Here is a 26,370-nt window from a genome sequence, read left to right as displayed (position 1 = left end):
CCTAATCAACCTAGCGGTTGATAATGGTCGGAGGTCAACTCGTCGTCGCCCAAAAATTCATCTCATCGCCTCCCGTTCCGGGTAGGCGAGAGGCTTCTTTTTGATCAAGCTAATTCTTACGTCATTAGCATTGCCTACCCTACATTTGGAGAATTATCTACCGATACCAACGTATTGGAAACCTGCTCTTACCATTGTTTCAGGGTCGAGGAAGTTACGACCATCAATCACGACAGGGTTGTTCATCAGTTGTGCCATTTTGGCATAATCTAGCTGGCTGAATTGTTGCCATTCGGTTACGAGAACCAAAGCATCACAACCATCGGCGAGTCTTTCAGCATCGGTTTCTACCAAAACGCCAGACAAACCATGACGCATCCCAGTTTGAGAAATAATGGGGTCGTAAGCTTTAACTTTGGCTCCTAAGCGGTTGAGTTGCTCAATTAAGTTGAGTGCGGGTGCATCGCGCAAGTCGTCGGTATCGGGTTTGAAGGTTAAACCAAGCAAGCCGACTGTTTTACCTTTGAGGATTTTTAGAACTTGCTGAAGTTTTTCCAAAGCAATCAAACGCTGGCGTTCGTTAACGCTGACGGCTGATTTGAGTAGTTGAGCTTCGTAACCATAATCATCAGCAGTGTGAATCAAAGCGGAAACGTCTTTGGGGAAGCAGGAACCACCCCAGCCAATGCCGGCTTGTAAGAATTTGTTACCGATGCGGGAGTCTAAACCAATGCCTTTAGCTACTTGAGTCACATCAGCACCAACGCGATCGCAAATGTTAGCAACTTCGTTAATAAAACTAATCTTGGTAGCCAAGAAAGCATTCGCAGCGTATTTAATCATCTCTGCTGAACTGAGGTCTGTAACTAGTACAGGTACAGGTGGTAAAGATTGGTCAGCAGCAAACTTGCGCTCGACAATGGGGGCATAAAGTTCTTGCATCATAGCGACCGCTTTTGAGCTATTGCCGCCTAAAACAATGCGATCGGGGTTAAAGGTATCGTATACTGCTGAACCTTCACGCAAAAACTCTGGGTTGCTGACTACATCAAAATGTGCAGCCAGTTCTGGCAATTTGTCATCGCTAGGCACACCACCTGCTGGTACCAGTGATTTTTGGCGTTCTGCAATGCCATCTAAAACAATCATTCTTACCCAGTCACCAGAACCAATGGGGACTGTAGATTTGTTGACGATGACTTTATAACCGCCATTGAGATTAGCACCAATTCCACGGGCTACAGCTTCAACATAACGGGTATCACTTTCACCAGTGGGTAGAGGTGGTGTACCCACTGCAATAAACAGAATTTCACCGTGGGCGACACCAGCCGCGAGATCGGAGGAAAACTGAATATTGCCTGATTGAATGGCAGATTGCATAATTTCCGAGAGTCCTGGCTCGAAAATTGGTGATTGCCCAGACTTCATCAATTTGACTTTTTCTTCGTTGTTATCGATGCAAACTACATCATGGCCAATGTGAGCCAAGCAAGCACCTGTAACTAAACCAACGTATCCAGTACCAATTACGCAAACACGCATCTTATTAACTCCTCGCTTTCTTGGGGTGATTCTTCAAAAATGAAGTTGTCCATACGACATTTACACGCCGTTGATGAACTAATGATTCAAGTACAAGCTATGAATTCAACCTAGCTTGTACTCTGATTCAGAGCAGTTTGATCCACTGCGGGGAAGCTTAAATCCTAAGTATCACTTTTTAGGCGATCGCGGAAATCCTCTACTGTCAGTTTTAACCCCTCTTGCAGAGGAATGGTAGGTTCCCAATTTAACCAAGTTTTGGCTCTGCTAATATCAGGGCGACGGCGGCGAGGATCATCTGAGGGTAGTGGTTCAAATTTAATCTCGGCATCGGGATTCACCAGATTCTGCACAGCCTGAGCCAATTCCAGGATTGTGTATTCGTCAGGATTACCTAAATTGATGGGGCCAGTAAATTCACAATTCATCAACCGCATCAGTCCTTCTACTAGGTCAGACACGTAACAAAAACTACGTGTTTGTGTACCTTCACCATACACAGTTAAGGGAATACCCCGTAGTGCTTGAACTACCAAGTTGCTGACTACCCGCCCATCATTTTCCAACATCCGTGGCCCGTAGGTGTTAAATATTCGGGCTACGCGAATTTCAACTTTATTTTGTCTGTAGTAGTCAAATGCTAAAGTTTCCGCAATTCTTTTACCTTCGTCGTAACAAGAACGCAAGCCAATGGGATTAACATTACCTCTATAGTCTTCGGTTTGGGGATGAACTTCTGGATCACCGTAAACTTCGCTAGTCGAAGCTAACAAAAATCTAGCTTTTACACGTTTAGCTAACCCCAGCATATTCAGCGTTCCCATAACGTTAGTCTTAACGGTTTTCACTGGGTTGTACTGATAATGTACTGGCGAAGCTGGACAAGCTAAATGATAGATTTGGTCGACTTCTAAACGAATTGGCTCAGTAATATCGTGGCGGATCAACTCAAAGTTTGGGTGTCCCATCCATTTGAAGATATTTCGCTTAGTACCTGTATAAAAATTATCCAAGCAGATTACTTCATGCCCTTGGGGTATTAATCGATCAATGAGATGGGAGCCAATGAAACCAGCGCCGCCCGTCACCAAAATTCTCATAGTTTTCCTGATATTTACAGATACTAGTAGTGGCTGTTTAGCTTGTTTTTAGAATACCCAGCCGAGATACAAAAATGCAGGGCGAACACAGCTAAATTTTAGTAATGTATTTTATGAGTAACTAACCTTTGTTATGTATGCAATTTTGTTACATGAATACTTACTTGCTGGACAATTCTTCTAGCAAAATAGCAAACATCACTGAAGGCTTGAGCATTTTTACCGGATAATTCATGAAATCTTCAACAAAATTTAGCTGCTTGTAAAAGCAAAATTATAATCAGTAATAGCTTTTCATCTATCTGAAGTTACAAAATTGCCGACTGCAAGTGATGGATTAGGGAAATGTCTTAAATCATAAAACTCTTGTTAGCAATGGTTTTAGATATGTTTGTGACTTGCGTATTTTCAGAGGCTTTCAGGATGACAATCGAGCAAGTCAGGTGCTTGGCGATTTGAGTCGTTAGATCACTCGTGACCAAGCCGCCAGGGATATAATAATTACGGATAAAAGGTAATACCACCAAGTCATACAATCTGGCTGCCTGTAAAATTGCCTGGGCAATATTTTCATGAGCAATCATTTGAATTTCTGGGGGATTTGGCAGGGCTAATTGGGAGACTAAAACTGTTAGTTGCGATCGCCTAGCGGCAATTTTACTAGAACTGATGCGGCGATCGCACACATTTAAAACTGTGACTTGGGCTTGATTAACCTCGGCCAACGTTTGGGCAAACTTGACAGCAGGCAATACAGGCGAAGTTAAATTTTCTAATGGAACGAGAATGCGCTGAATTTTTTGGGGGGATTCTACCAGACGTGTGACCGCTACTGCACAATGGGAAGCCCACAATACACTATCAGTCACATTACCAAATAAACGCGATCGCAAACCAGTCCGTTTACCCCAACCCATAACAATTAAACTGGCTTGCTGCTCTCTTGCGGCTCGGCTAATTCCTGCTCCATAAGCATTATCAATCCGCAGTAGTGGTACTGTTTCAATTTTCCAGCCCAAACTCTGCTCAGTGGCTTTGGCTAATAAACGTTCACTTTTTTGCAGAGATGCTTCTAGTTGTGGTGCATCCATCTGCGCCGCAGCCGTGGCAATATGTAACGGGATAATTTTACTTTTTTCTAAGTGGGCTAATAGCGCCGCCATTTCCATTAAGTACTGCTGCGTATGAGGATTATATATTGGTACAACTATGGTGAAGATACTAGGTTTTTTAACGATTTTGGCTTCAGGTAAATTTACTGTGAGTGTTTCTGGCTGGGGTGTAGGTGTTAAAGCCACAGCTAGGTGATCTGTAAGTACAATCCCTAAAGTTGATGTGATCAATACTAACGCCACTATGCTGAAAAATACTTCTGTAGAGAGCCAGCCAGCACGATACCCTAAAAAAGTCCCCACTAAGGTAATACCGACTTGGGGTAAGGATATCGACCACATAGTAAACATTTCTTGCCAGTTATAGCGATCGCAAAGTTTTGCTAACAACGCCGCTACAAATTTACTAACAATTACACTAACAAAACCTAACAAAATTAACTCTAAAACTGTAACTCGGTTGCTGCCAGCAGGCAAATTAATCAAAACACCAAGGTTAACAAAAAATACCGGAATAAATAAAACACTACCCAAAAAAGTAATTTTTTCTTTAGTGGGATTGTCACCAACTACTGTATTCACTGCCAAACCTGCTAAAAAGGCTCCAACAATTTTTGCAATTCCCAGTAATTGACAACTGATGAGGGCAATAAATACTGATAGCAAGACAAATAAAAATTTATTACCTTCATCGTCTCCAGAACGACGGAAAAATTCTTGTCTAGCCCAATCACAACCCACCCAAACAATTGTTGTATAAATAATTAACCGACCTAAATATGTGAGGATGTAAGATAAACTGAATGTCTCTGTGGGTTGGCTAGATAAGAAAATTGATAATATCAAAACAGCACCAATATCAGTTAATATCGTTGCTTTAATTGAGGTGCTAACGGCTTGATTATTAACCACTCCCAAGCTGCTGAGAATGGGATGTGCCAAAAGGGTATAAGAACTAAATAAACAGCCGATGAATAGAGATGTATTCGACCCCCAGCCGCATATCTTCCCGACTAAGATTCCCATCAGTAAAGGGATAATCAAAGTGAACCCAGCAAATTTCCAAGCTTGTTTTTGACTATGCTGTAATTGGCGCAAGTCTTGTTCTAAACCTACCAAAAACATCAAATAGATTAAGCCAATGTCAGATAGTAGGTGAATGATGGAGTCATCAGTGTGAACTAAATTCCAACCTGACGGGCCAAGTACAACTCCAGAACCAACTAAACCAACTAACCCTGGTATTCTGAGGCGCTCAAACAAAATGGGTACAGCTAAAATCACCAATAGTAAAATTGCCAAAGGAACGATTGGTTCCTGACCCAGATGGAAGTTAGGTTCTAGCGCCAGAACTGATAAGACTGGTTCCATAGGTAGGACTTCAAGTAGCGACGGTAAAACAACGATCGCTTGTTAGGCGATCGCACAATCAAAACAAATCATTATAAAAGCCACCCTGATAAATGACAAAACAGTTTATTTGAGATTACTTAAGTAATTTTTCATAAAATAACTACCTATGGGTGTATTTGACTCAAAATAAACCGTAAGCGGTCATAATCATCTTTTAACAATACACTCAGCATTCGTCCCGCTTTCACCAGCCATTCTCTGTCAGCTTTACGTAACTGATAAACATCTCGAATAGCTGCGGCGGTTAAAGACTCAACTGGCGCACCATTTACAGACAATAATGTCCGTAAAAAATCTAATTCTTCTGTAAATTTAATAATTGCTTCCGCTTCGCAGCGATAAACCGCTTGGTGAATTTGCGGTGGGCGCGGTGGTAAATACTGATATATCTGGGGAGTTGCTGCGGAATTTTGGGTAGGCGGTGAAAAACCAACAATCGCCGCCCGAAATTCCGTTTTGAGCATAGCAAATATCTGGGGTTGTTCTTCTCGTAATTCCTGCAATGACAAACCCATCGCCACAGCCCGATGCACAGAATCTATCGGCATAGTTGTGGCATAAGACACCACAGCATAAACTTGATTTCCAGACTCTTCATCTACAGCACAAACCCAACTACCAAAAGCTGGCATAGCCGGAAAGCTCAAATCCTCTGGTTCCAAGCATTGTGCCAGAAATTCAGTAGTATTAGTCTCAATCACCTCCGCAATGTGGCTGGGGTGGCGATCGCTTGTCGCAAATTGTGGTAAAGGAAGACGCATGATAGTGCTGAGTGCTGAGTGCTGAGTAAAAAGTCAATAGTCCAAGGCTTGTTGACTATTGACTAAAAGCTTATTTTGCTTTTTTACGTCCTGCTGTGGTGTCTACAGGTTCCAACTCTGACAGGCGAAAGGTAATCAGTTTATCCCAATTGCCACCTTCAAACAATACAGCTACCTTGCCATCACTTACCCGTTGTACGAGTCCTTCATAGCGATAGTAGGTATCTGCGGGATTTTTAACACGAACAGTTGCTCCAGGCAGAATCATGATGTTTACCCTCGCTGGTTTACTGTTAATAGCTTAATACTTGTCCTTTGTCATTGGTCATTTGTCCTTTGCATTCCAACTATTGACTCATGACCAATGACTCATAAATAATACTTCTGCTTTTGTCGGAAATTTGCCACCGATTCTACTATTCCTAAAGCGATGAAATTAGTCAGCATTGCAGAACGTCCATAACTCATCCACGGTAGGGGAATCCCAGCGACAGGTGCTAAACCAACAGTCATCCCGACATTGACAATCAGCTGAAATACAATCATCGACAACACACCAATTGCCAATAAGGAACCAAAGTTATCTTTGGCGGTTTGGGCTACGTGCAGCAACCGGAAGCAAATCAAGCAAAAGACAAACAGTACTACTAAACAACCCACAAACCCAAATTCTTCACCGACGGCAGAGAAAATAAAGTCTGTATGCTGTTCCGGGACGAAATTAAGTTGAGTCATCGGCCCTTTAAACAAGCCCCATCCCCAAATTTCACCCGCACCAATGGCAATCCGTGATTGAATCAGGTGATAGCCTGCGCCCAAAGGATCATGATCGGGATTAATAAATACGGTGAGGCGGTCTTTTTGATACTCTTTTAAAACATGATTCCAAGCAAAAACACCGAGTTCACCACCGCAAATATTCAAAATCCAAGAGCCAAGCGCACCCAGACCAAATCTTCGCCAAGGAAGTGTTTGCCAGCCTACAATTGCCATTGCAAATGACCAAACTACCCCTAAAGGCCCTAAAGCTAATTCTTTAAATAAGATAATTGGCTCCGATAAAGGCCAGTAAATACTAAACAAAATTGCGGAAATGACTGGAGAAATGAACAAGATCAGCCAGCCAGGATTGGCATTAGCCCAGTACAGCATCCCTAAAACGATCGCTCCAAATATCAAGGAAGTCGCCAAATCTGGTTGTAAAAATATTAATGCCCAAGGAACGGCAGTAATCGCCAAGGCGCGAAAGACGTTATCTAGGGAAGAAGCTGTCCGCTTGTGTAATAAGGCGGCGAGGGTAATAATAATGCCAATTTTGGCAAATTCCGATGGTTGGACATTAAAACCCGCGACGCTAATCCAGCGTTGTGCGCCTTTCGCACTCGTACCAGCCACCATCACCGCAATCAAACTCAAGTTAGTCAGACCATAAGTAATCCAATGCCACTGGAGTAGATTTTCGTAGCGGATGCGGGCTAAAAACAACGCGATAAAAGAGCCAATTCCCGCTACCAACCAATGCCACCACCAATCTGTAACAGGCTGTTTGAGTTCTGTACTAAGAATCATCAGACCGCCAAACATACTGGCTGCAACAGGTAAAAAAAATAATAACCAATCTACTTGTTGCCAAGGTTTAACCCAAGACTTCCAGCGAACTTTGGGAAGCGAACGTTTTAACAACATTGTTGTGATTTTAGAATTTAATTTGGAGAGTTAAATTTACTGAGTAAAAGAATTTAGGAGACAGTAAGTAAAATTCAGGAGGAGTTTACCAACCTGTGAATTTATTTCACAAACCAAAATACTTTTTCACTATATTCCGCATACTTAAAACAATGAGAAATTCTGACTTCTGAATTTTAACTTCTAAATTCTCAATTCATAATCTGTATTCCTAGGCAATTGCCCAGGAATCAGACAAAATTAAAAATTTATGCCGTCAGCGCAGCAACTGATACTTTACCGGCGATAGTCAGGGCGATCGCTTTTAAGGCTTTAGCCGAAGCCGAATCTGGTTGAGACACCACAATCGGCACACCACTGTCACCACCAACTCTAGTAGAAATTTCCAAGGGGACGCAGCCCAATAAAGGCACTCCCAATTCTGTAGCAGTTTTTTCACCACCACCAGAACCGAAAATATCGTACTGTTTATCTGGCATATCCGGGGGAATAAAGTAACTCATGTTTTCTACTATTCCCAAAACAGGGACGTTCATTTGCTGAAACATCCGTAATCCTTTCCGAGCATCTAATAAAGCGACGGTTTGTGGTGTAGTCACAATTACAGATCCCGCCATTGGTACAGCTTGGGCTAAAGTTAACTGAGCATCACCCGTTCCCGGTGGCATATCCACAATTAAATAATCTAGTTCGCCCCATTCCACTTGATAAAGAAACTGGCGAATCACACCATTCAGCATCGGCCCCCGCCAAATCACCGGCTGGTCTTTGTCAATCAAAAAGCCCATTGAGACTAATTTGACTCCGTGATTAAAGGCGGGTTCTAACACTTCACCTTTGTCTGTGGAACGGACGGTAATTTGAGCATCTCCTAGCCCCAACATGGTGGGATCGTTGGGGCCGTAAATATCAGCATCCAGCAAACCAACTTTCGCCCCTGTTTGGGCAAGGGCGACGGCGACATTCACCGCCACTGTGCTTTTACCGACACCACCTTTACCACTGGAAACTGCCAAAATATTTTTGATCCCAGGAACCCCATTGCGATCGGGGACATTTTTTTGCTGGGGTGTTTCGGCTGTGACTTCTACCTTGACTTCCGTCACGCCTGGGAGTTTTTTAACAGCTTTTTCACAATCTTCGACAATAAATTCACGCAAAGGACAGGCTGGTGTGGTCAAAACCAAAGTAAAGCTCACCTTGCCACCGTCAATGTTAACGTTGCGAATCATATTCAGTTCTACCAGACTCTTACGGAGTTCTGGGTCTTGCACAGGCCGCAATACTTCTAAGACAGAACGGGAATCAAGGACATCGTACATAGTGTTTTCAGCATTACCGCCGTAAAAAATTTAAGAAATTTTTATTCTTACCTAATAGAATCTTAACTTTGTTGGGGAGTGGGGAATAGGGAGTGGGGAGTAGGAGTCAAAGATGAAAAAATAATTTTCGCCGTACCAAATTTCGGCTTTGGCTTCTAACCTCCAACCCCTACTCCCAACTCACCACTCCCCACTCCCTCATTTCTAAAAATCAAAACAACCATCATTCAAAGGTTTTTTCTTACTAGATACCGCTTGCACTGCGGCATTTTCTACGGCTTCAACTAAAGAACGTGCCACCCGATCGGCATAGGGGCGAGAAAATGACCAAATCAGGGGAGAGAGCCAGCCTTTGAGGGTGACAGAATAAGACAAACAAGTTCCACACACCGTAGATTCCACTTGATAAGTAATTCTCTCTTCCACGCCAGGAATTGCCAGCACTCTCACACTCAACAGTTCTCTGGGATTGACCCGTTCTACAAAGATGCGGATAGGAAAGGGCGAAACGCGAGTGACTGCTTGGTAAATTAATCCGGGTTTGGGGACTAATCCGTAGGGGACATTCGTACTTTTGAGTAGGGGATGCCAGGATACATCGGTTAAGTCAACTACTTTTTGCCACAGTTCATCTACAGAAGCGTCACTAATCTCTCGATACGTCCTGACTAAAGACGCACAAAAGCGCCGACGTTTGCGGTGGATGAATTTTGATAACCAACCTCGCATTTGCCTTATCCTCCTCGCTACAGACTTGCTGGTAACTCTGGTCTGGTGAGCAATCATAATTGCCCTGACTTAACATTTCTCAATATTGGTTGCGGCATAGCAAGTACCAATTAGTCACAGATGATAACAAGGTTGCTAAGGCTGGAAACCGAGGCTTGCAGGGCATCACCATCATCAGTACGGCATATACTAACTTGCCTGAAGTTGAGCTAACACCAGAATGTTCCCATCAAGAAGTACAAAAAAAACTGAGTCAATATACAAGCCTATACGCATTTGAGGGAAAATAACTCTAGTCATACACATCAATCGTTTAAAAGTGTGACAACTAAGAAAAAAGTAGTTTGAGTAAGTCGAGCTAAAAAAACAGTTCTTATTGTCTACCAATTTTTAACGGAAAATTTCTGGGTTTTTGGCAATTGTAATTAAGGTTCGGGAATCTCTATGTTGACTAATTCGCACACCCCAACAGTAAAAGCAGCCTCATCCAAGTTCTTGCCGCCAACGGATGCTAAGGCGAGGGTGAGTCAGTTTATGAAACAGCTGCAAGACGAAATTACCCAAGCGTTGACCGAGTTAGATGGTGTGGGTAAGTTTCAAGAAGATGCTTGGGAACGTCCAGAGGGTGGTGGTGGGCGATCGCGTGTACTGCGTGAGGGCAGAATTTTTGAACAAGCAGGTGTAAATTTTTCTGAAGTTTGGGGTTCTCACCTGCCGCCCTCGATTTTAGCCCAACGTCCAGAAGCGGAAGGACACCAATTTTATGCTACAGGTACTTCTTTGGTGTTACATCCACGCAACCCTTATGTCCCCACAGTTCACTTAAACTACCGTTATTTTGAAGCTGGCCCCGTTTGGTGGTTTGGTGGTGGTGCTGACTTAACACCTTATTACCCCTTCGCCGAAGATGCAGCCCATTTCCACAAAACTGTGAAACAGGCTTGTGACGAACACCACGCCGAATATTACCCAGTATTTAAGCTGTGGTGTGATGAGTATTTTTATCTCAAACATCGCAACGAGACACGGGGTGTTGGCGGTTTGTTCTTTGATTATCAAGATGGTCAAGGTACTTTATATCGCGGCCCCAACCCCCAAGGCCCAGCAGCAAATTACAGCGACCAAGTAGGAGTAGTAGGGCAACGGACTTGGGAAGATTTATTTGCTTTTATCAATAGCAGTGGGCGAGCTTTTTTACCAGCTTACGTACCAATTGTAGAACGGCGACATGAAATAGAATATGGCGATCGCGAGCGCAACTTCCAACTCTACCGACGCGGCCGCTACGTGGAATTTAACTTGGTTTACGACCGTGGCACCATTTTTGGACTCCAAACCAACGGCCGCACCGAATCCATTCTTATGTCCTTACCGCCCTTAGTACGCTGGGAATATGGTTATCAGCCAGAACCCAATTCCCCCGAAGCCGAATTGTATAATACTTTCCTCAAGCCGCAAGATTGGATCAATTGGACAGCAACCCCCTAAGATCACATACAATATAATCCCCCCAAGTGAAATTTATCTGCCGAGAAAGTTCAGTATTGGGTGCGTTGTATAGGAATATAAAATTTTGCATATTCGTTACTTGGCACTCAGAGCTTTCAACTCAGCACTTTCATTAGTACTCAGCACTTTTTTAGTGAGTTACACTACTAAAGGTAAGCACCTAGTAAATAGGTGACTATTTTAGCTATAACTTGTTTATCTCAAGTGTCAGCACTGGATAGTCCTCTTAAGCGGTGAGTCAACTAATTTACCAAGTTTCTGTCAAGCTTTCGTGCCTCCGAAAGTCAGAATTACCAAAAAAGTAAGTTGTTTGACTCACCAATCTCAGGCTCAATCCAGCAATAGTCAATTTGAAAATGAGTGCCACGGGGATTTTTAGTGATAAAAATAGATCAAACAACCTATACCACCCAGGACGGTAACACCGTCATAGTTTTAGCACCAGCTGGTCGTCTGGATATCACCACAGCTTGGCAGTTTCGCTTAAAGTTGCAGGAATGTATTTCTAAGTTGAGTCGCCATGTCGTGGTGAATCTTGGGCAAGTAAATTTTATTGATAGTTCTGGCCTCACCTCTTTGGTAGCTGGGATGCGCGATGCGGATAAAGTCAAAGGCAGTTTCCGCATTTGCAACGTACACCCAGAAGCCAAACTCGTGTTTGAAGTTACGATGATGGACACAGTATTTGAAATTTTTGAAACAGAAGAGGAAGCCTTAGAAGGTGTTCCTCGGAGTATTGCCAGTTAATTAAGTGCTGAGTATGAATAACGGCACTAACAACCTGTGAGAAAACTGCTCAAGGCTAACAGTTAGGCTTTTTACTCAGCACTCAGCACCATCAAGAGAATACTGTTCCCGTTTAGTGTAGCGATAAGGCCCTAAAATCGCTCCCCAAGTTGCTTTGCCAGTTTCCGAGTCAATGCCTTTGTCGTAGCTGTAAAATTCTGCTGCTGTAGCTGCAAACCCCAAGGAAACTTGTACATTGTTGCCTTGATAATTAAAACAGCAACGAGTCTCGGTTGGTTGCGTAGCGACAAACTTATAGTTTTTGGGAGTTAATTCTTCCTGGGTCAGTGTCAACACACACCCTGGTAATAAATCTAATTGTTCGATTGTGAGTGTCTTGAGTAAAGCAGGATTACGACCTGCGCCACTTAAGGCACTTGGATCTTTAAGCATATAGTACTGGACTTGCAAAGGTGCATCCCAATTTTTCCCTGCCATTAACCGCATAATTCGCTGGCGATAAGGGCGGTCTAAGTTGACAATATTCGCTTGTTCGGCAAACAAGGTAATGCTGTCTTGAGTGAATAAGTTTACAGGTCTTTGCCACATCCGTAAATGGACATACCAAGCAGGTTCGGCTAAAGCTTGTTCTCGATTGTCAAATTCTCCAGCTATATAATTACCCAGAGTCATGAGAAGCGGTGAAAGGCTCATAAGTTGAGATGCACAATTCAAAATATTTGGATCAAAAATAATTCGGGAAGCAGAATAAATTCAGTAGGAAACTCAAAGCCATCACTGAGGGTATACCGCGAAATAAGCAATTCTCCCTCTGGCTCAAACTGAGTTATTAATTCGCCAATCTGAAAGAATTTGGTGTAAATTCTGCGTTAATCACTTTGATTTCCCTTATGCTACCAAATTAACCAAAGATTCTGATGAGAAAGCCGAACTTGGCAAAGTAGCCTTTAAGGGAGACAATAAAATAACTTCGCCCTTAACATTCTTAATATTTTTTTTGTGAATAACGTCCGTACTGTCTCTGATACCAAGAGAACTTTCTACTCCTTACATACCCGCCCTATCAACACAATCTATCGTCGGGTAGTAGAAGAGTTGATGGTGGAAATGCACCTGCTATCAGTAAATGTTGATTTTAGTTACAATCCAATTTATGCCTTGGGCGTTGTCACAACCTTTGACCGCTTTATGCAAGGCTATCAACCAGAAAGGGACAAAGAATCAATTTTTCAGGCTATCTGTCAAGCTGTAGAGCAAGACTCACAGCGATATAGACAGGATGCTGAAAGGTTGCAAGCTTTGGCGAAAGGTTTCGCAGTCAATGATTTAATTGCTTGGTTGAGTCAGGCTAATCATTCAGACCGTGATCCTGATTTACAATCACAATTGCAAGCGATCGCTAACAATTCTCAATTTAAGTACAATCGCTTGTTTGCCATTGGTCTATTTTCCTTACTAGAACAATCAGACCCAGACTTGGTTAAAGATGACAAGCAACGCAATGACGCTATCAAAACAATTGCGGCTGGATTACATTTATCGGAAGACAAACTCAACAAAGATTTGGAGTTATATCGCGCTAATCTAGAGAAAATGTCGCAAGCACTAGCAGTAATGGCAGATATGCTCTTAGCTGACCGCAAAAAACGTGAACAGCGTCAACAGACTGCACCAGCTACTCCCCCTAGTGCTAACGAATAGCTAACATTGTTAGAGATGATTTATTAAGTAAACCTTAAATTCTAGGGTGCTTTATAGTAATGCTGAACGCACCAATAAAGATGGTGCGTTACGGCTCATTCTCACTTTTCTAATACCAAATTAAAAAATGATTGCGACAAATGGATGGCTCAAAAGCTTACCAATCAACCCTTACCCAATCCAAAATCTAAAATCTAAAATCCAAAATGGTATAAGTTCCAATATCCTTGTATAGCCGTAACACACCCTACTTAATATTTACTTTATAAATAGCCTATTAACAGCACTCTTCTGAATCCTGAATAATTGATTCAGACACTTTTTTTCAATCTTTGGGAGGGAAAGAAATTTTGTTACCCTCTGGAGTGCTAATTACCTTTCCTCCCAACGCCTCAATTTCGCTTATGACTCTTTTACGAGTTTTTTCATCTACTCCATTATTTAATATCATTGCCCAGGTAGTAATTCTGGCGTACCTGCTATCAGGATTTTGGCTCAAAAATAAAGCAGTTTGATAAGAATTTTGAGTTATATATTTACTTTCTGGATCGGAATAGTTATTTGCCCAATTAGCTGCCATAATGAAAGAATTTTGTGAGGCCTGATAATTTCCTAAAAATAATAATTCATCAATACCTTTATAACGCCATATATAGTAAGATTTTTCTGGAACTTGGGGAGTCATACTACGTAAACCCTCTTCCATTAATTTAATCGAGCGTTCTGGCATAGCAGCATACAAAGAAGTGCTAGTAGAAAGCCCGACATAAGCTCCTAAAAATCTTGGGTCATGTTTAATAATAATATCAAAATATTTTGGGCTAAGACTGTAACCTGTTTTTTCGCGTACTTCATCATCACCAAAGTACTGTAAGAAATTGAGATAAACCCAATTAGCTATCAAGTTGTCATAACCAAAACTAGGTATCTCTTTTAATAAATTTAACCGGAGATGTTCAGCTTTGATATCTTTTTGTAAAACCTCTAACGAAATATCTTGTTTGTTAGTTAATAGTAATTGTAATCGAGGGAATTGCAGGGCGCTAATTCCTAATAAGCTAAAACAGAATATTAAAGGTGTAATTAAAGCTTGATATGATAAACGCAGCATAGATAACCTGACAGTATATTTTTGTCACTGGAAGCATAATATTTCCGTAAGTAATACTGTAACCCAGATTGTTGCGTTGGGCGATCGCAACCCAAATTATCATATTCCGTAAAATGCGATCGCGTTTCCAAGTAATCAATGCCTGCTCAATTGCATTCTGTTGTTCATCCGTAGTCAAATGTTGTGGTACTTGGATGTAAAAGCGGCTTTTGCAAGTAATCATTACCGAACAAACCAGAGGTTGCTAACAATAAGACAAACTCAAACCCGTTTATTATGTTACATATATCGTGTCAGTTGAACACGGTAACGGTCTTTTTTAGTAATCGCCACGTCGCCCACTTCTAAACGCCCTTTACCGCGAATAGCAACTAAATCACCAGATTTGACTTGAAAACTAGCTTGGGTAATTTCCTTCCAGTTAACGCGCACATCGCCACCATCGATTAAATCTACCATTTTGCTGCGAGACATGCCAAAACCAGCACTGGCGATCGCATCTAATCTTAAAGAAGCTTCTACAGTTGTTAATTCTTTTTTCTTGGGTTCCCGAATTTTTAACTCGCTAATGTCAATTGGTTGGGTTTTTACGGGAACTGAGCGTACTTGTTGCAGATTCATCTCTAAAAATTCTGCCATTTCCGGCACAACGATTACCTGCGCTCCTCGCTCGCCTAAAACAATAATGTCTCCTGTCTTCTCCCGCACAATTCCGGTTCCCAACATTGCACCTAAAAAATCACGGTGACTAGCGGTATCGAATAAAAAATTACCCGCAATTTCTAAAGCCACAATAGCCACTTGTGATTGATCTAAGGGAATTTCTCCACGAGCGATCGCAATTCGTTGGCGTTCAGCTTGGGGATATCCACCCCAAGCCAATAACTGCACTTCAGTTAATCGATTAAAAACCCGTTGAATTTCTGCTAATTCTGGCGGAGACAAAAAATCCGTCAACACCACTTCCCAAGTTTTGATCGCCTGTTCCGCCTGATCAATCACACGCGCAACAGTATCTCGATTTTCTACACCCTTTAAAAGTTCTTCTCGTGGCAACATTATTAAAAGTCAATTGTCAATGGTCTTTGGTTAAGCTTACACCCGTTTCTCACACCTACACCCCTGCACCCTTCCACCCCTGTTTCGCCTTATTTAGCGTCAGCGTAACCTTGAATATTTTCTGGCTCAAACTGACGTAGTATTCTGGTGGCTTGGCGAGTCAGAGTTTCCGAACCCTGAACCACGATTAAATACTTACCAGCATCCAAGCGGTTGCGATAAGGTAGCGCATCTCCACTACCTGTAATCAAACCTACTCCACCACCAACAAACACAGCACCCATAGCGCCACTACCAGCCCCCAGTAATCCCCCAACAACGTGATTACCAATTTCACCAGCCCAAGCAAAGGTATTTAACCCAGTAATGAAACTGAAGGTAAAACCAGCAAAAAAACCAAACGGTACTAACCAAAATGTCATCAGTTTTGCTTGCTTCTTAGCTTGCTCTTTGGGATCAATCAAACCAAACTCGTCAGCAGTTTTATATCCCCTACCTAAGATTGTGCTATTGATGCTGTCTTTTTCTAGTGCTAAATAAGCAGCTTCAGCTTGGATACGGTCTGGTAATACAGCAACAAGGTAATTCATTGATCTAACAACAGTTTCCTGAAAGAAGTTCGCCTTAATTAACAGGGTATCAGGAAAAAAGTGCTGAGTGCTGAGTCTGGAGTGCTGAGTCTGAAGTGCTGAGTGCTGAGTAAAATTTCTCCCCCTGCTCCCTGTCTGCCTTCTGCCTTGGTCGCCGAGCGTTCGCGCAGCGTCTCCGACAGGAGAAGTCGAGGTGCTACTCCCCACTCCCCACTTCCAACTTAATCCCATCCAGTGGTTCACAAAAATTGTTCACACCTTGCTTGAGGACGTAGATTAAAACTGGTGTCGCCAAAATTTTAGGGAAGGTAGGCATTGTTTTGAGATGTGCCATCATCCCTAAAATCGAGCTATTTAACAATTCTTCTCTAAATTCTGATTCACAAATTACCGCCCGCCACTTTTTCGCCAAAGCATCCAACCATTCAGAATTTGCTTGTTCTGGTTCTTGTCCGGCTTTGATAGCGAGTGTCATAGCTGCATCTTCTAAATCTCCTTCACAGTCTTCAATCAAATCCAGTGCTTCCATAGCTACAGGATCATCTGCTAACTGAGAACGAAATAAGGCAATTTCTTGAGATGTCACTTGAGTCATGAGTAGTCTGTAGTCAATAGTCCATAGTCAATAGTCTAGAGTCAATAGTCCAGAGTTAAAAATTTCAACTCCAGCGATATAGCGGTAGTCCAGGTGGTGAAGACATCAGTGAACAATCAAACTTATGACAGTCAAAGACTTTTAACTTTATCACCTGTAACCTGCTATCACTATTGACCATTGACCATTGACTAATTAACGAAATGACCTAATAGTAACTGCACGCTGTAATCGAGCTAAAGCCCGGTTGTAATTTAAGATAGCGGTGACTCGATTACCTTCTGCTCTTGTTAAGTCAGTTTCGGAGTTAATCACATCCGTTTGCGTACCTACCCCAGCTTGGAAGCGTAACCGCGCCAGACGTAGAGCTTCTCTGGCTTGTTCTAGGGCTGTGTTGGCTGTTTGCACGTTGTCTAAATTAGACCGTTGGGTAGAAAAAGCCTGTTCTACTTGGAAGCGGATTTGGTTACGCTGCTCGGCAAAGTTGGTTTCTGCGATCGCAATATTGGTTTTGGCTTGAGATGCTCTAGCCCGTGCTGCACCACCATCAAACAAGTTCCAACTTGCTCTCACCCCAACAGAATAACCATCAGTAATGCTGACACTATCGTCAAACTGATCCAACAAGTTGTAGTTAGCAATAAAACTCAATTGTGGTAAATTCGCTGCTAAGGCTTGTCGGCGCTGTTGTTCGCTAATTTTCCGTTGTGCCAACTGCTGTTGTAGTTCTGGACGGTTTTGAAACGCCAAAACAATACTTTCTTCTAATGACCGATTCCACAAACCAGCTAACTGCACTGTATCTGCTGCACTAATAGTAATATCTTGTGGCAAACTCAGGGTAGTGACTAACTGTCGTCGGGCTATTAGCTGATTGGAAATTGCATTAGTTAAGTCTTGTTGAGCATTGGCTAAGTTAACTTGCGATCGCAAAACATCAAAGCGAGTCCCAACACCCGCACGCTCTAAGGCTTCCGCATCACGCAAACTTGCTTGGGCATTTTCTACGGCTGACTGGTTAATCCGTACTTGCTCATCGGCTTCTTGCAAGTCGTAATACTGGGTAGTCACATTCAGGCGAATTTCCTCAGACTGACGTTCCACATCCAATTCATTGAAACGTACCTGTTCCTCAGCTTCTTTAATCGCCGCTTGCCGTCTTCCCGAAGTATAAATGTTATACGTCAACTGCGCCTGACCATTGAAACCAGTGCTAGGTTCATCACTGTTAGAACTTAACCCAGCTCGACCGTTTAACGTATCTTGTAGCTGACTAGAAGCCGACTGACTGCGAGTAATATCCGCATTCAAATCCAATGTCGGATACAAAGCGGCTTGGGCTTCCCGTAAAGCTCCTCGACTGCGTTCTAACTGCAATACCGATATCTGTAGTTCTCGATTATTCCGTCGCGCTACCGCCAAAGCCTGTTCTAAAGAAATTGGTTGATTACCTTGAACAGTCACTTCCTCGGCTTTTGTCGGAAATTGCAGAGGATTCGCCGTCGGAATCAAGTTTTCTGGAACTTGGACAGCATCAGTAGCAGCTGGACTAGCATTACTGGGCTGGGGAGCATTGGCAGGTTCTACAACAGGCGTTGGACTAGTATTACTGGGCTGGGGAGCATTAGCAGGTTCTACAACAGGCGTTGGAGTAGCTGTTGGTGCTGTCTCCACTGGCGTAGCACCAGAATCACTAGTACTCGGCACAGTTGTCGCGTCTGGCGCTGCTTCCGTCGGTTCTGGTGCAACTGTATTGTTTTGTGCCGTTAGCTCTCCAGTTAATTTTTGCTGCTCACAACCTCTAGAGTACAAAGATAGCGCCGTCGATATCCCGATTTCTTGTGAGCAACTGCGTGCTGCTAACAATTGCGCCGCCCCTGCACCCTTAAACACCGTTGGTTGGGCTATGGGCAACTGAGTTTTTAAATTTGGCTGTGATGCTGCGGACTGTTGAATCGAAGATAAGAAAACAGGTTTTTTTTGAATAGCAGAAACTGGGAAAGTAGCAGAATTGACAGATGTATGATTAAACTTCTCTCTCGCCGCAGTCGCTGATTTTTTGGGTTTTTGAATTCTGCGTGCATTACGCGGCTCTGACTTTGGAGAAAAATTCAAAGTCGGTGTCGAATTGGCAAAACCAACTGGATGTTTCTGAGGTATTTGTGCCAGTGTCATACCAGTATTTTCTGTCGATGTGCCTGGGTGACTTTGACTATTTAAAGTAGGCACATTCAAGGCAGTAGACTCAGAATTAGAGCCTGCATCTGGAAACATCTGGTTTGCAGTTTTAGGCAGTTGAGTGTTATCTGCTACTATGTTATGACTTTCAGTTAAAGTCACAACACTAGGCGCAGGTTTTTGTTGTACGTTACTTACTTTTACTGTGTTAGCCAAGGCGGGTTGGGCTGTTAATACCGCCATTGTTACGCCAGGTAAGAAAGTATGAAATAATTGCTGTCTGTTATGAAATAATTGCTGTCCTTTCACCGCATCCCCTCACACGAAAATCAATCTAGCGGCAGAAACCTTTTCTTCACCACAGAATATAGCACGATACTAAATTGAAGAAGGGATATAGCACGATACCAAATTTAGGAATCGGTACTCCTTTTGTCTTCAAAACTTCTGACTATGCGAGAAAGTTCTGCCTTTTCGTCGATGCTAACGCGGGTAGGCGCACCACTCACAATCCGTTCATAATTCCTGAAAGAATCTTTAATTTCTGGGCCGTCAGCCGTAATATTATACTCACGAATTCCCTTATCGTGCCAGGAACCTCGCATTTTAAACACGTTAATTGCCCGCGACATTTCCCCACGAATTTCTACGTACTGCAACATCAAAATTGTGTCAGTAATTGTAGAAATATGTGAGTCAGTAATAGAATGAGAACCCATAAATTGGTCAGTTGTATTGGTAAAAAAGCCAGTGATTTCTTCTTGTTTGGCATAACCAGTTACACCAATCACAAACTGACGAAAAGCGTTATTACTTACACCTCTGGCTAAAGCTGAAAGTGAATCAATGGCTATTCTTGCTGGTTTAAAGTTAGCAATTTCTGACTTAATAATTTGCAAGTGATCTTCTAAACCAGTTGATTCGGGATAAGTACAAATGATTTTGAGTAACCCCTGATGTTCTAATTCTTCAAAATCAATTCCCCAAGAAGAAGCATTCCGTGAAAGTTGAGCGCGTGATTCTTCGTAAGCAAATAAAATGGCACGTTCACCATTCACACAACCATCTTGTAAAAATTTACTTACAAGTAATGTTTTCCCAGTACCGGTTGCTCCGGTGGCTAAAATAATCGAATCTTTAAAGAAACCACCACCACACATTTCATCCAGTGTTTTGACACCAGAGGAAACGCGGACATTAGAAGACCTTTGAGTTAAGCGCATTGCGCCCAGAGGAAAGATGTTGACTCCAGCATTAGTAATGGTAAAAGGATACTCACCTTTCATGTGGGTTGTACCCCGTAACTTGAGAATTTCCGTCGTCCGTCGCCGACGTTCTCCTTCTAGTACATTCCGCACAATTACCACGTTATCCGAAACAAATTCCTCAACTCCAAAAGAAGCCACAGGGCCATATTCTTCACTTCGTTCTGTGGTAATGATGGTAGTAACATTCAACTGTTTCAGCCGAGCTACCAAGCGGAAAATTTCGCGTCTGACGACTCCCACTGCTTCGTATTGTTGAAATACGGCGGTAATCGAATCAATAGACACACGTTTGGCTTTATATTTCCGAATAGCATATTGTAGTCGCTCAATTAATGCCGAAAGGTCAAAATTACCGACAATATCTTGACCTTCAGGATCTGGTGAAGCATCGAGAATGAATAACTTACCTTCATCCATTAAGCGTTGTAAGTTCCAACCAAAAATATGAGCATTTTTGATAATGTCGCTAGGCGATTCTTCAAAGGTGACAAATACACCAGGCTCATCAAAATAAGTAATGCCGTTATATAAAAACTGAAGGGATAATAAGGTTTTACCTGTACCAGAGGTGCCACTAACCAAGGTAGTTCTACCGACTGGTAAACCACCATGACTAATATCGTCAAACCCCTCGATCATTGTGCGGATTTTTTCTACACCACCAATTGGTGTCGGGTTCTGCTCTTTTTGCTCGTTTTCACTCATTGCCTGATCATAAATAGGGCTTTTAACCCAGTTTTTCTCTTACTAAAGGTACTAATTTGTCTGCAAAAAAAATTAGATTAAAGGTTTTGGGATTCTTCCCAGTCTTCTTCACTTAGTTCTTCATACAATAAATCTAATCCAATTAACACTCTTTCTCTGTCTGAAAGATCACCAATAATTTTCCGCACTGGAGGCGGCAAAATTTTTGATAATGTTGGTGTCGCTAAGATTTTATCTTCTTCAGCTAGTTGGGGATTTTTCATTACATCAATGACTTTGAGTGCATAAACACCTTGGAATTCTTGCTCTAATATGTTCTTTAGTGTTTTTAATGCCCGGACTGAGTTAGGGGTGTTCCCAGCGACATAAAGTTTGAGAACATAAGTTTTTCTGGCTTTATTCATAAAAAGATGAACTTAAACATAAAAACTAAAATCTAAGTTTAGTGATTTTAGGGAAATACATAGTTTTTGGTGTTGATGACTGTTGCTGATATGTTTAATGACCTATTTAGAAATTGCACATCTATAAGCTTCACATAGGTGAGCCAAGATATCTATGAGAGTCAAACGGTAATCTAGTAATGTTTCATCACTCCTTCCTTCTAATTTTAGCTGTTTAGAAAACTCGTCAATGAGTTCCATGTGAATTTCGATGATTTGAGGCACAGGAATATTAGCACAAAATACTGTATTGATGAATTTATCGATTTTTTCTTTCAAGGTTTTGTCTGTAGTAAAGTAATCTATAAGAATCTGGCGATAATCAGATTTAATTTGTTGTAATAATACCTGCTGATCCACTTGAGTCATTTGCTGAAAAACCTGTTGTGGTTTTTGCTGCTGGCACGCAAACACGTAAAAATATTTGTCTATAAAATTTTGATTAAGATTCGCTGGCAACCAATTTAGTAAGGAGTAAAGTCTAGCTGTGGTGGCAGACACAAGAGCAGATGTGCTAAATTGAGCGGAACTATGCCCAAAAGAGTACTCACGGCTTGGGTTAAATGGTGGTTTTGTACCTAGTTGAACTAGGTTATCTAAAATTTTTTTAACATTTGGTTGGAAAAATAGTATAGGTAGTAGCATTTATATATTTAAACATCTTGCTGAATCACTCCAACCAGAGTTGGTTAAGTTGAACAAAGTTTGAGAGAAACTTGAGAGAATCTGACTAATAATTTAGTTAAGTTGTTAGTCAATTCTTAATTACCGCTCTAGATAAACCAATTTCTATAGTGGCTCAACGACTACAGAAAACAAGTAAGCAGGAAGATGAGGTGTTCGTTATAGAGGGTACATTAGTTGATTGAGATTCGCATATTATGTATATCCATCAGAATGTAGATTTTTTGATTTCACCCCTTGATAGGATACTTAAACTAACTTAAAGTAGGCTTGCATTCTAAATCATTATAATTCCTCAAGGTTCTAAAGCGAGTCTTGAGAGCCATAATTGTTTTAGCTGTCACTCTTGATCAAACGTGACAACACCAGTAAAACACTTTTAGGTTATTTCCCCAAAGTTATAAAGTGGCAAAGGCAAAGTCAACCAGCAAGGCAGGGCTGGAACAATTAAATTTACCACGGCAATGGTCTTAAGGCTCAAACAAGAATTGGGGAAATGAGTTTGTTGATGAGGATGTTATTGTCAGCGCGAACATGATTTATCCGATCGCCAATGCTCAAGCTCAACGCTGCTAGAGGAAGAATTAACCCCAAAGCCTTATGTCAATGCTACAGTACCCGCTTTATAACTTTCTAGCAACCGTACCTAAATGTGGTGAAACAAGTACGTTAGTAGCGGCTTTAGAAGTTTTTGAGCAAGAACAGTGCGATCGCTTAGTAGTAGTTAATCAACTGCAAGAACCAATAGGGTTGTTAAACTCCGTCCAGTTAAGCCAAAAACTGCTGCTCGAATCCCCAGAAGAACAATATTTGGATTTACTGCAACAGCCCTTAACCCTGTGGAAGCACAGCATTTTTGAGCCATTACAAATATTCGCAGCCAGCGATCGCGTTGAGCAATTTGTACAGTTTTTGCGATACTATTCCGCCCCATCTAGCCACAATGTGAACTGCACATTAGTTGATGGTGAAGGCAAATTTTTAGGTTTGTTAGATAGCAGTCGTTTATTAAGATTATTAGCCCAGGAAAAAGCAGGCAAAACAGCCGCTAATTTCTTGAGTTCAGTTGGTCAGGTATCCAGAGAAACCCCAGACACCAACAGTTCTAAAGTCAAAACTCACTGGCGATCGCGCAAAACTCATTCATTTCAGCCATTGCGCCACAAACCCCTGATCAAGTTACTCGAACAACTGCCTTGGCCATTGATGCTGCAAACCAGTACGGGTGAAATCGTCACCCAAAACCCAGCTTGGTGGCAACAGTTGGGAGGTTTAAAAGATCCCGAAGATGTGCGGCGACAAGTCGCACATATCCTGTCGCCAGCTTCAGCCAAACAACCAGAATATGTCAGTCAAACGGCGGTGAAAGTTCCCTATAGTGAAGATGGCACATTATCTCAATTCAAATTTAATTCCGTAGAACATACTTGGGCATTGAAGCATGAAGCTTTACCCCATAACAATTTTCTCCCACAATCACCAACAACTTCACCTGCTTTTAATCGCTGCTTTTTAGATAGCCAAATGGGGACTTGCACCTGTGTGGTCGAAGAACAAAACGGTCAAGAACGCATCTGGCAATTTGCCAAAATCCCCTTAGATAGCCCAGATTTACGAGTTTTAGAAGAAGCAGCCGCCGAAAATCATCATCATTTGTGGTTGGTTTTAGGGACTGATGTCACCGAACAGCAACAATTATGTAAAGAACTCGCCGCTAAAAATGCCGACTTGATTCAATTGAATCGGTTAAAAGATGAATTTTTAGCTTGTATTAGTCATGAACTGAAAACACCCCTAACGGCAGTTTTAGGATTATCACGGTTACTGGTAGACCAACAATTAGGAGAATTAAACGAACGACAAGCCCGTTACGCCGGACTAATTCATCAAAGCGGTCGTCATTTAATGAGTGTGGTCAACGACATTTTAGACTTGACCCGGATGGAAACTGGGCAGATGGAGTTAACCCTCGCACCAGTGAATGTACAGGCTGTGTGCGATCGCGCCCTCGCCGAAGTCACCGCCATCCACACTCAAAGCAGCAAAACTGTCCCCAGTAACCCAGCCCATATCAGCCCCTCAGTACCGAAATTTACCTTAGCCATTGAACAAGGCTTAGAACAGATGGTGGCGGATGAATTGCGCCTGCGCCAGATGTTAGTACATTTGTTGTCTAACGCTTTTAAATTCACCGAAATATCCGGCGAAATTGGTCTGCGCGTCAGTCGTTGGGAAGGCTGGATTGCTTTTACAATTTGGGATACAGGCATAGGTATCCCCGAACACCAGCAACATTTAATTTTTCAGAAATTTCAACAACTGGAAAATCCCCTGACCAGACAATTTGAAGGAACTGGTTTGGGACTGGTATTAACCAGAGCTTTAGCCCGCTTACATGGCGGTGATGTCAGCTTTTTGTCTCAAGAAGGCAAAGGCAGTCAATTTACACTCTTATTACCCCCTAGTCCCCCAACCACAGGTTTTACTGATCCAGAAATTAGCAATCAAGAAGATAGAACCCAGCAAAATCTGGGTACCCAAAAAGTTCCCCTGGCGGTGACTTCCCCAAGTAACAGTAATCAACATCTCCCTGGTTGCTCTCAAAGATTAGTGCTGATAGTTGAAGCTGTGGCTCGATATATAGAAGATTTGGCAGAAAAACTCAAAGGTTTGGGTTATCGAGTCATTATCGCCCGTTCCGGCACAGAAGCCGTCGAAAAAGCCCGACGCTTACAACCCCAAGCGATATTTTTAAATCCTTTATTACCATTACTTTCCGGGTGGGATGTGCTGACATTGGTCAAATCTGACTTAGCCACAAGACACATCCCCATCATTATTACCGCCACCGGTGCAGAAAAAGAGCAAGCATTTGCCAATCAAGCAGAAGGTTTTTTAAGCTTACCCATAGAAAATCAAGCTTTAGCACCCCTGCTAGACAAGTTGTGTGCTAAACCCTCAATTCCCACTTCCGAGGTTGGGAGAACTCCCACAACTACCAATAATCAACCATTACGAATTTTGAGATTGGTTGATCCCGAATTAACATCGATTAACCCCCACCCCTCATTGCGTGAGCATCGGGTCATAGAAGTGGATAACTTAGATCAAGCAGAACTCTTGGCTAGGGTGTGGCAATTTGATGTCATCTTATTAGATATAGAAGGTTCCTTAGCCCAAAGTTATTTACAACAATTAACACAGCACCCGCGTTTAATCGCTCTGCCGTTGGTGACTTGTGATGTGGCTACTAGCTTGGCAGCTTCCCAGATACCTGGACTGTCTGTATTTCCCTGCTTAACACCCTTTGGCAAAAACAATCACAGTCGCTTAGACAAACTTGATCCGTTGTTGTCAGTATTACAAATTGCCTCTGGTATTTGCTGTCCACCAAGTATTTTAGTCGTGGATTTGACCACACTCCATGATTTACCCCAGATCAGGCGGAAACAGGTGAGACACGATCGCACCTTGAAAAATGCTGCTACTAATCATGTGACGAGCGAAAGAGGCTCAGAATGGTTTCAAGCTTTGATTCAGTATCTGCAAACAGCAGGTTTAAAAGCAGCTATTGGGCGCTGTTGGGCAGAAGTTAACCAACAAATTCGCCACAATAGCGTTGACTTATTGCTCATTTGCTTGGGAGAAGCGCCAATTCACCAGGATGTCTTAAAAGCATTGAAAGCATTAAAATTTGTGACGGTAAATTTACCACCGATTTTAGTACTTGATCAACGTTCTCAGCGTGAGCCAGGGAATTTTCCCGCAGAAATCAAGCAGAACAAACATAGCAACCGAGATCATGTAGATCAATCTCTCAGAGCGATCGCTACAGAAATCTTACCTCGTTCCATCTCAATGGAAGATTTACTGCATCATATTAATCAGGCTTTACTACAACATCAACAAGCAAAAAGTTAGCTTGAACTGACAGAAGCTCTACATTGGATACCATTTCACGTCAAATATTATATATGTATGCAAGCAGCGCCTCAACTTATACCATTTTGGATTTTAGATTTTGGATTTTGGATTGGGAAATTGCTTACTGGTGAGCTTTTCAGTAACCCATTTGTCGCAATCATTTTTCAAATTGGTATTACCTCGACTAC

22 protein-coding genes are annotated in these 26,370 nt (G+C 42.2%); 4 read left to right on the top strand and 18 right to left on the bottom strand.

Annotated features, from left to right (window positions below):
• Positions 1 to 153 precede the first annotated feature (153 nt).
• From H6G28_RS12495 to H6G28_RS12460, 8 genes are all read right to left on the bottom strand, one after another.
• Complete coding sequence (locus H6G28_RS12495; protein ID WP_190591935.1) at positions 154 to 1,545, bottom strand: UDP-glucose dehydrogenase family protein; 1,392 nt, start codon at positions 1,543 to 1,545, stop codon at positions 154 to 156.
• Between the two features lie 164 nt (positions 1,546 to 1,709).
• On the bottom strand, positions 1,710 to 2,645 hold the full coding sequence (locus tag H6G28_RS12490) for a UDP-glucuronic acid decarboxylase family protein (RefSeq protein ID WP_190591934.1): 936 nt from the start codon (positions 2,643 to 2,645) through the stop codon (positions 1,710 to 1,712).
• A 350-nt stretch (positions 2,646 to 2,995) separates the two neighbouring features.
• Positions 2,996 to 5,128: a cation:proton antiporter domain-containing protein gene (locus H6G28_RS12485; RefSeq protein WP_190671068.1), complete on the bottom strand. Its 2,133-nt coding sequence runs from the start codon at positions 5,126 to 5,128 to the stop codon at positions 2,996 to 2,998.
• 146 nt (positions 5,129 to 5,274) lie between these two features.
• Positions 5,275 to 5,931, bottom strand: a complete 657-nt coding sequence (locus H6G28_RS12480; RefSeq protein ID WP_190671066.1) for an HAS-barrel domain-containing protein — start codon at positions 5,929 to 5,931, stop codon at positions 5,275 to 5,277.
• Positions 5,932 to 6,001: 70 nt separating this feature from the next.
• Positions 6,002 to 6,199: an NAD(P)H dehydrogenase subunit NdhS gene (locus H6G28_RS12475; protein ID WP_190591931.1), complete on the bottom strand. Its 198-nt coding sequence runs from the start codon at positions 6,197 to 6,199 to the stop codon at positions 6,002 to 6,004.
• A gap of 101 nt (positions 6,200 to 6,300) precedes the next feature.
• A complete protein-coding gene (rodA, locus tag H6G28_RS12470; RefSeq protein WP_190671063.1) occupies positions 6,301 to 7,617 on the bottom strand; it encodes a rod shape-determining protein RodA in 1,317 nt (438 codons plus the stop codon).
• Positions 7,618 to 7,865: 248 nt separating this feature from the next.
• Positions 7,866 to 8,939: an Mrp/NBP35 family ATP-binding protein gene (locus H6G28_RS12465; RefSeq protein ID WP_190591929.1), complete on the bottom strand. Its 1,074-nt coding sequence runs from the start codon at positions 8,937 to 8,939 to the stop codon at positions 7,866 to 7,868.
• A gap of 204 nt (positions 8,940 to 9,143) precedes the next feature.
• Positions 9,144 to 9,668, bottom strand: coding sequence for an SRPBCC family protein (locus tag H6G28_RS12460; RefSeq protein ID WP_190591928.1), 525 nt, complete (start codon positions 9,666 to 9,668; stop codon positions 9,144 to 9,146).
• Between the two features lie 444 nt (positions 9,669 to 10,112).
• On the opposite strand from H6G28_RS12460, the gene hemF reads away from it, so the two are divergent.
• Positions 10,113 to 11,156, top strand: coding sequence for an oxygen-dependent coproporphyrinogen oxidase (gene hemF / locus H6G28_RS12455; RefSeq protein WP_190591926.1), 1,044 nt, complete (start codon positions 10,113 to 10,115; stop codon positions 11,154 to 11,156).
• A 399-nt stretch (positions 11,157 to 11,555) separates the two neighbouring features.
• Positions 11,556 to 11,924: an STAS domain-containing protein gene (locus H6G28_RS12450; protein WP_190591925.1), complete on the top strand. Its 369-nt coding sequence runs from the start codon at positions 11,556 to 11,558 to the stop codon at positions 11,922 to 11,924.
• 75 nt (positions 11,925 to 11,999) lie between these two features.
• Here H6G28_RS12450 and H6G28_RS12445 read toward each other — a convergent pair whose 3' ends face one another.
• Positions 12,000 to 12,617 (bottom strand): chromophore lyase CpcT/CpeT, encoded by a 618-nt coding sequence (locus H6G28_RS12445; RefSeq protein ID WP_190671060.1) that lies wholly within the window; start codon positions 12,615 to 12,617, stop codon positions 12,000 to 12,002.
• A 306-nt stretch (positions 12,618 to 12,923) separates the two neighbouring features.
• On the opposite strand from H6G28_RS12445, the gene psb29 reads away from it, so the two are divergent.
• A complete protein-coding gene (gene psb29, locus H6G28_RS12440; RefSeq protein WP_190671058.1) occupies positions 12,924 to 13,625 on the top strand; it encodes a photosystem II biogenesis protein Psp29 in 702 nt (233 codons plus the stop codon).
• Between the two features lie 325 nt (positions 13,626 to 13,950).
• On the opposite strand, the gene H6G28_RS12435 is transcribed toward psb29, so the two are convergent.
• The 9 genes from H6G28_RS12435 to H6G28_RS12395 all read right to left on the bottom strand — a co-directional run bounded on the left by H6G28_RS12435 (position 13,951) and on the right by H6G28_RS12395 (position 22,219).
• Positions 13,951 to 14,736 carry a hypothetical protein gene (locus H6G28_RS12435; protein WP_190671056.1) on the bottom strand — a complete coding sequence of 262 codons (786 nt, stop codon included), beginning with the start codon at positions 14,734 to 14,736 and terminating at the stop codon, positions 13,951 to 13,953.
• On the bottom strand, positions 14,684 to 14,959 hold the full coding sequence (locus H6G28_RS36820; RefSeq protein WP_242048511.1) for a hypothetical protein: 276 nt from the start codon (positions 14,957 to 14,959) through the stop codon (positions 14,684 to 14,686). The genes H6G28_RS12435 and H6G28_RS36820 overlap by 53 nt, the downstream gene beginning before the upstream one ends.
• Positions 14,960 to 15,015: 56 nt before the next feature.
• The gene (locus H6G28_RS12425) at positions 15,016 to 15,795 is read right to left on the bottom strand and encodes a photosystem II electron transport protein, Sll1252 family (RefSeq protein ID WP_190591921.1); all 780 of its coding nucleotides are present in this window, start codon (positions 15,793 to 15,795) and stop codon (positions 15,016 to 15,018) included.
• Between the two features lie 89 nt (positions 15,796 to 15,884).
• Entirely contained in the window at positions 15,885 to 16,385 is a 501-nt protein-coding gene (locus tag H6G28_RS12420) for a hypothetical protein (protein ID WP_190591920.1), read from the bottom strand.
• Between the two features lie 196 nt (positions 16,386 to 16,581).
• Positions 16,582 to 16,980: a hypothetical protein gene (locus H6G28_RS12415; RefSeq protein ID WP_190591919.1), complete on the bottom strand. Its 399-nt coding sequence runs from the start codon at positions 16,978 to 16,980 to the stop codon at positions 16,582 to 16,584.
• Positions 16,981 to 17,175: 195 nt separating this feature from the next.
• On the bottom strand, positions 17,176 to 19,467 hold the full coding sequence (locus H6G28_RS12410) for a TolC family protein (RefSeq protein ID WP_397329476.1): 2,292 nt from the start codon (positions 19,465 to 19,467) through the stop codon (positions 17,176 to 17,178).
• Between the two features lie 104 nt (positions 19,468 to 19,571).
• Entirely contained in the window at positions 19,572 to 21,131 is a 1,560-nt protein-coding gene (kaiC, locus tag H6G28_RS12405; RefSeq protein WP_190591918.1) for a circadian clock protein KaiC, read from the bottom strand.
• A 77-nt stretch (positions 21,132 to 21,208) separates the two neighbouring features.
• Positions 21,209 to 21,535, bottom strand: coding sequence for a circadian clock protein KaiB (gene kaiB / locus H6G28_RS12400; RefSeq protein WP_062294773.1), 327 nt, complete (start codon positions 21,533 to 21,535; stop codon positions 21,209 to 21,211).
• Positions 21,536 to 21,637: 102 nt separating this feature from the next.
• On the bottom strand, positions 21,638 to 22,219 hold the full coding sequence (locus H6G28_RS12395; protein ID WP_190671055.1) for a KaiA family protein: 582 nt from the start codon (positions 22,217 to 22,219) through the stop codon (positions 21,638 to 21,640).
• Between the two features lie 639 nt (positions 22,220 to 22,858).
• Here H6G28_RS12395 and H6G28_RS12390 point away from each other — a divergent pair.
• Complete coding sequence (locus H6G28_RS12390; protein WP_190671053.1) at positions 22,859 to 26,179, top strand: ATP-binding response regulator; 3,321 nt, start codon at positions 22,859 to 22,861, stop codon at positions 26,177 to 26,179.
• The last annotated feature ends 191 nt before the right edge of the window (positions 26,180 to 26,370 follow it).

It is taken from the genome of Nostoc sp. FACHB-190 (genome assembly GCF_014696905.1).
Lineage (GTDB): Bacteria > Cyanobacteriota > Cyanobacteriia > Cyanobacteriales > Nostocaceae > Nostoc_B.
The sequence above is the reverse complement of the archived record's forward strand: the minus strand, read 5'-3'. Positions and strand labels throughout refer to the sequence as shown.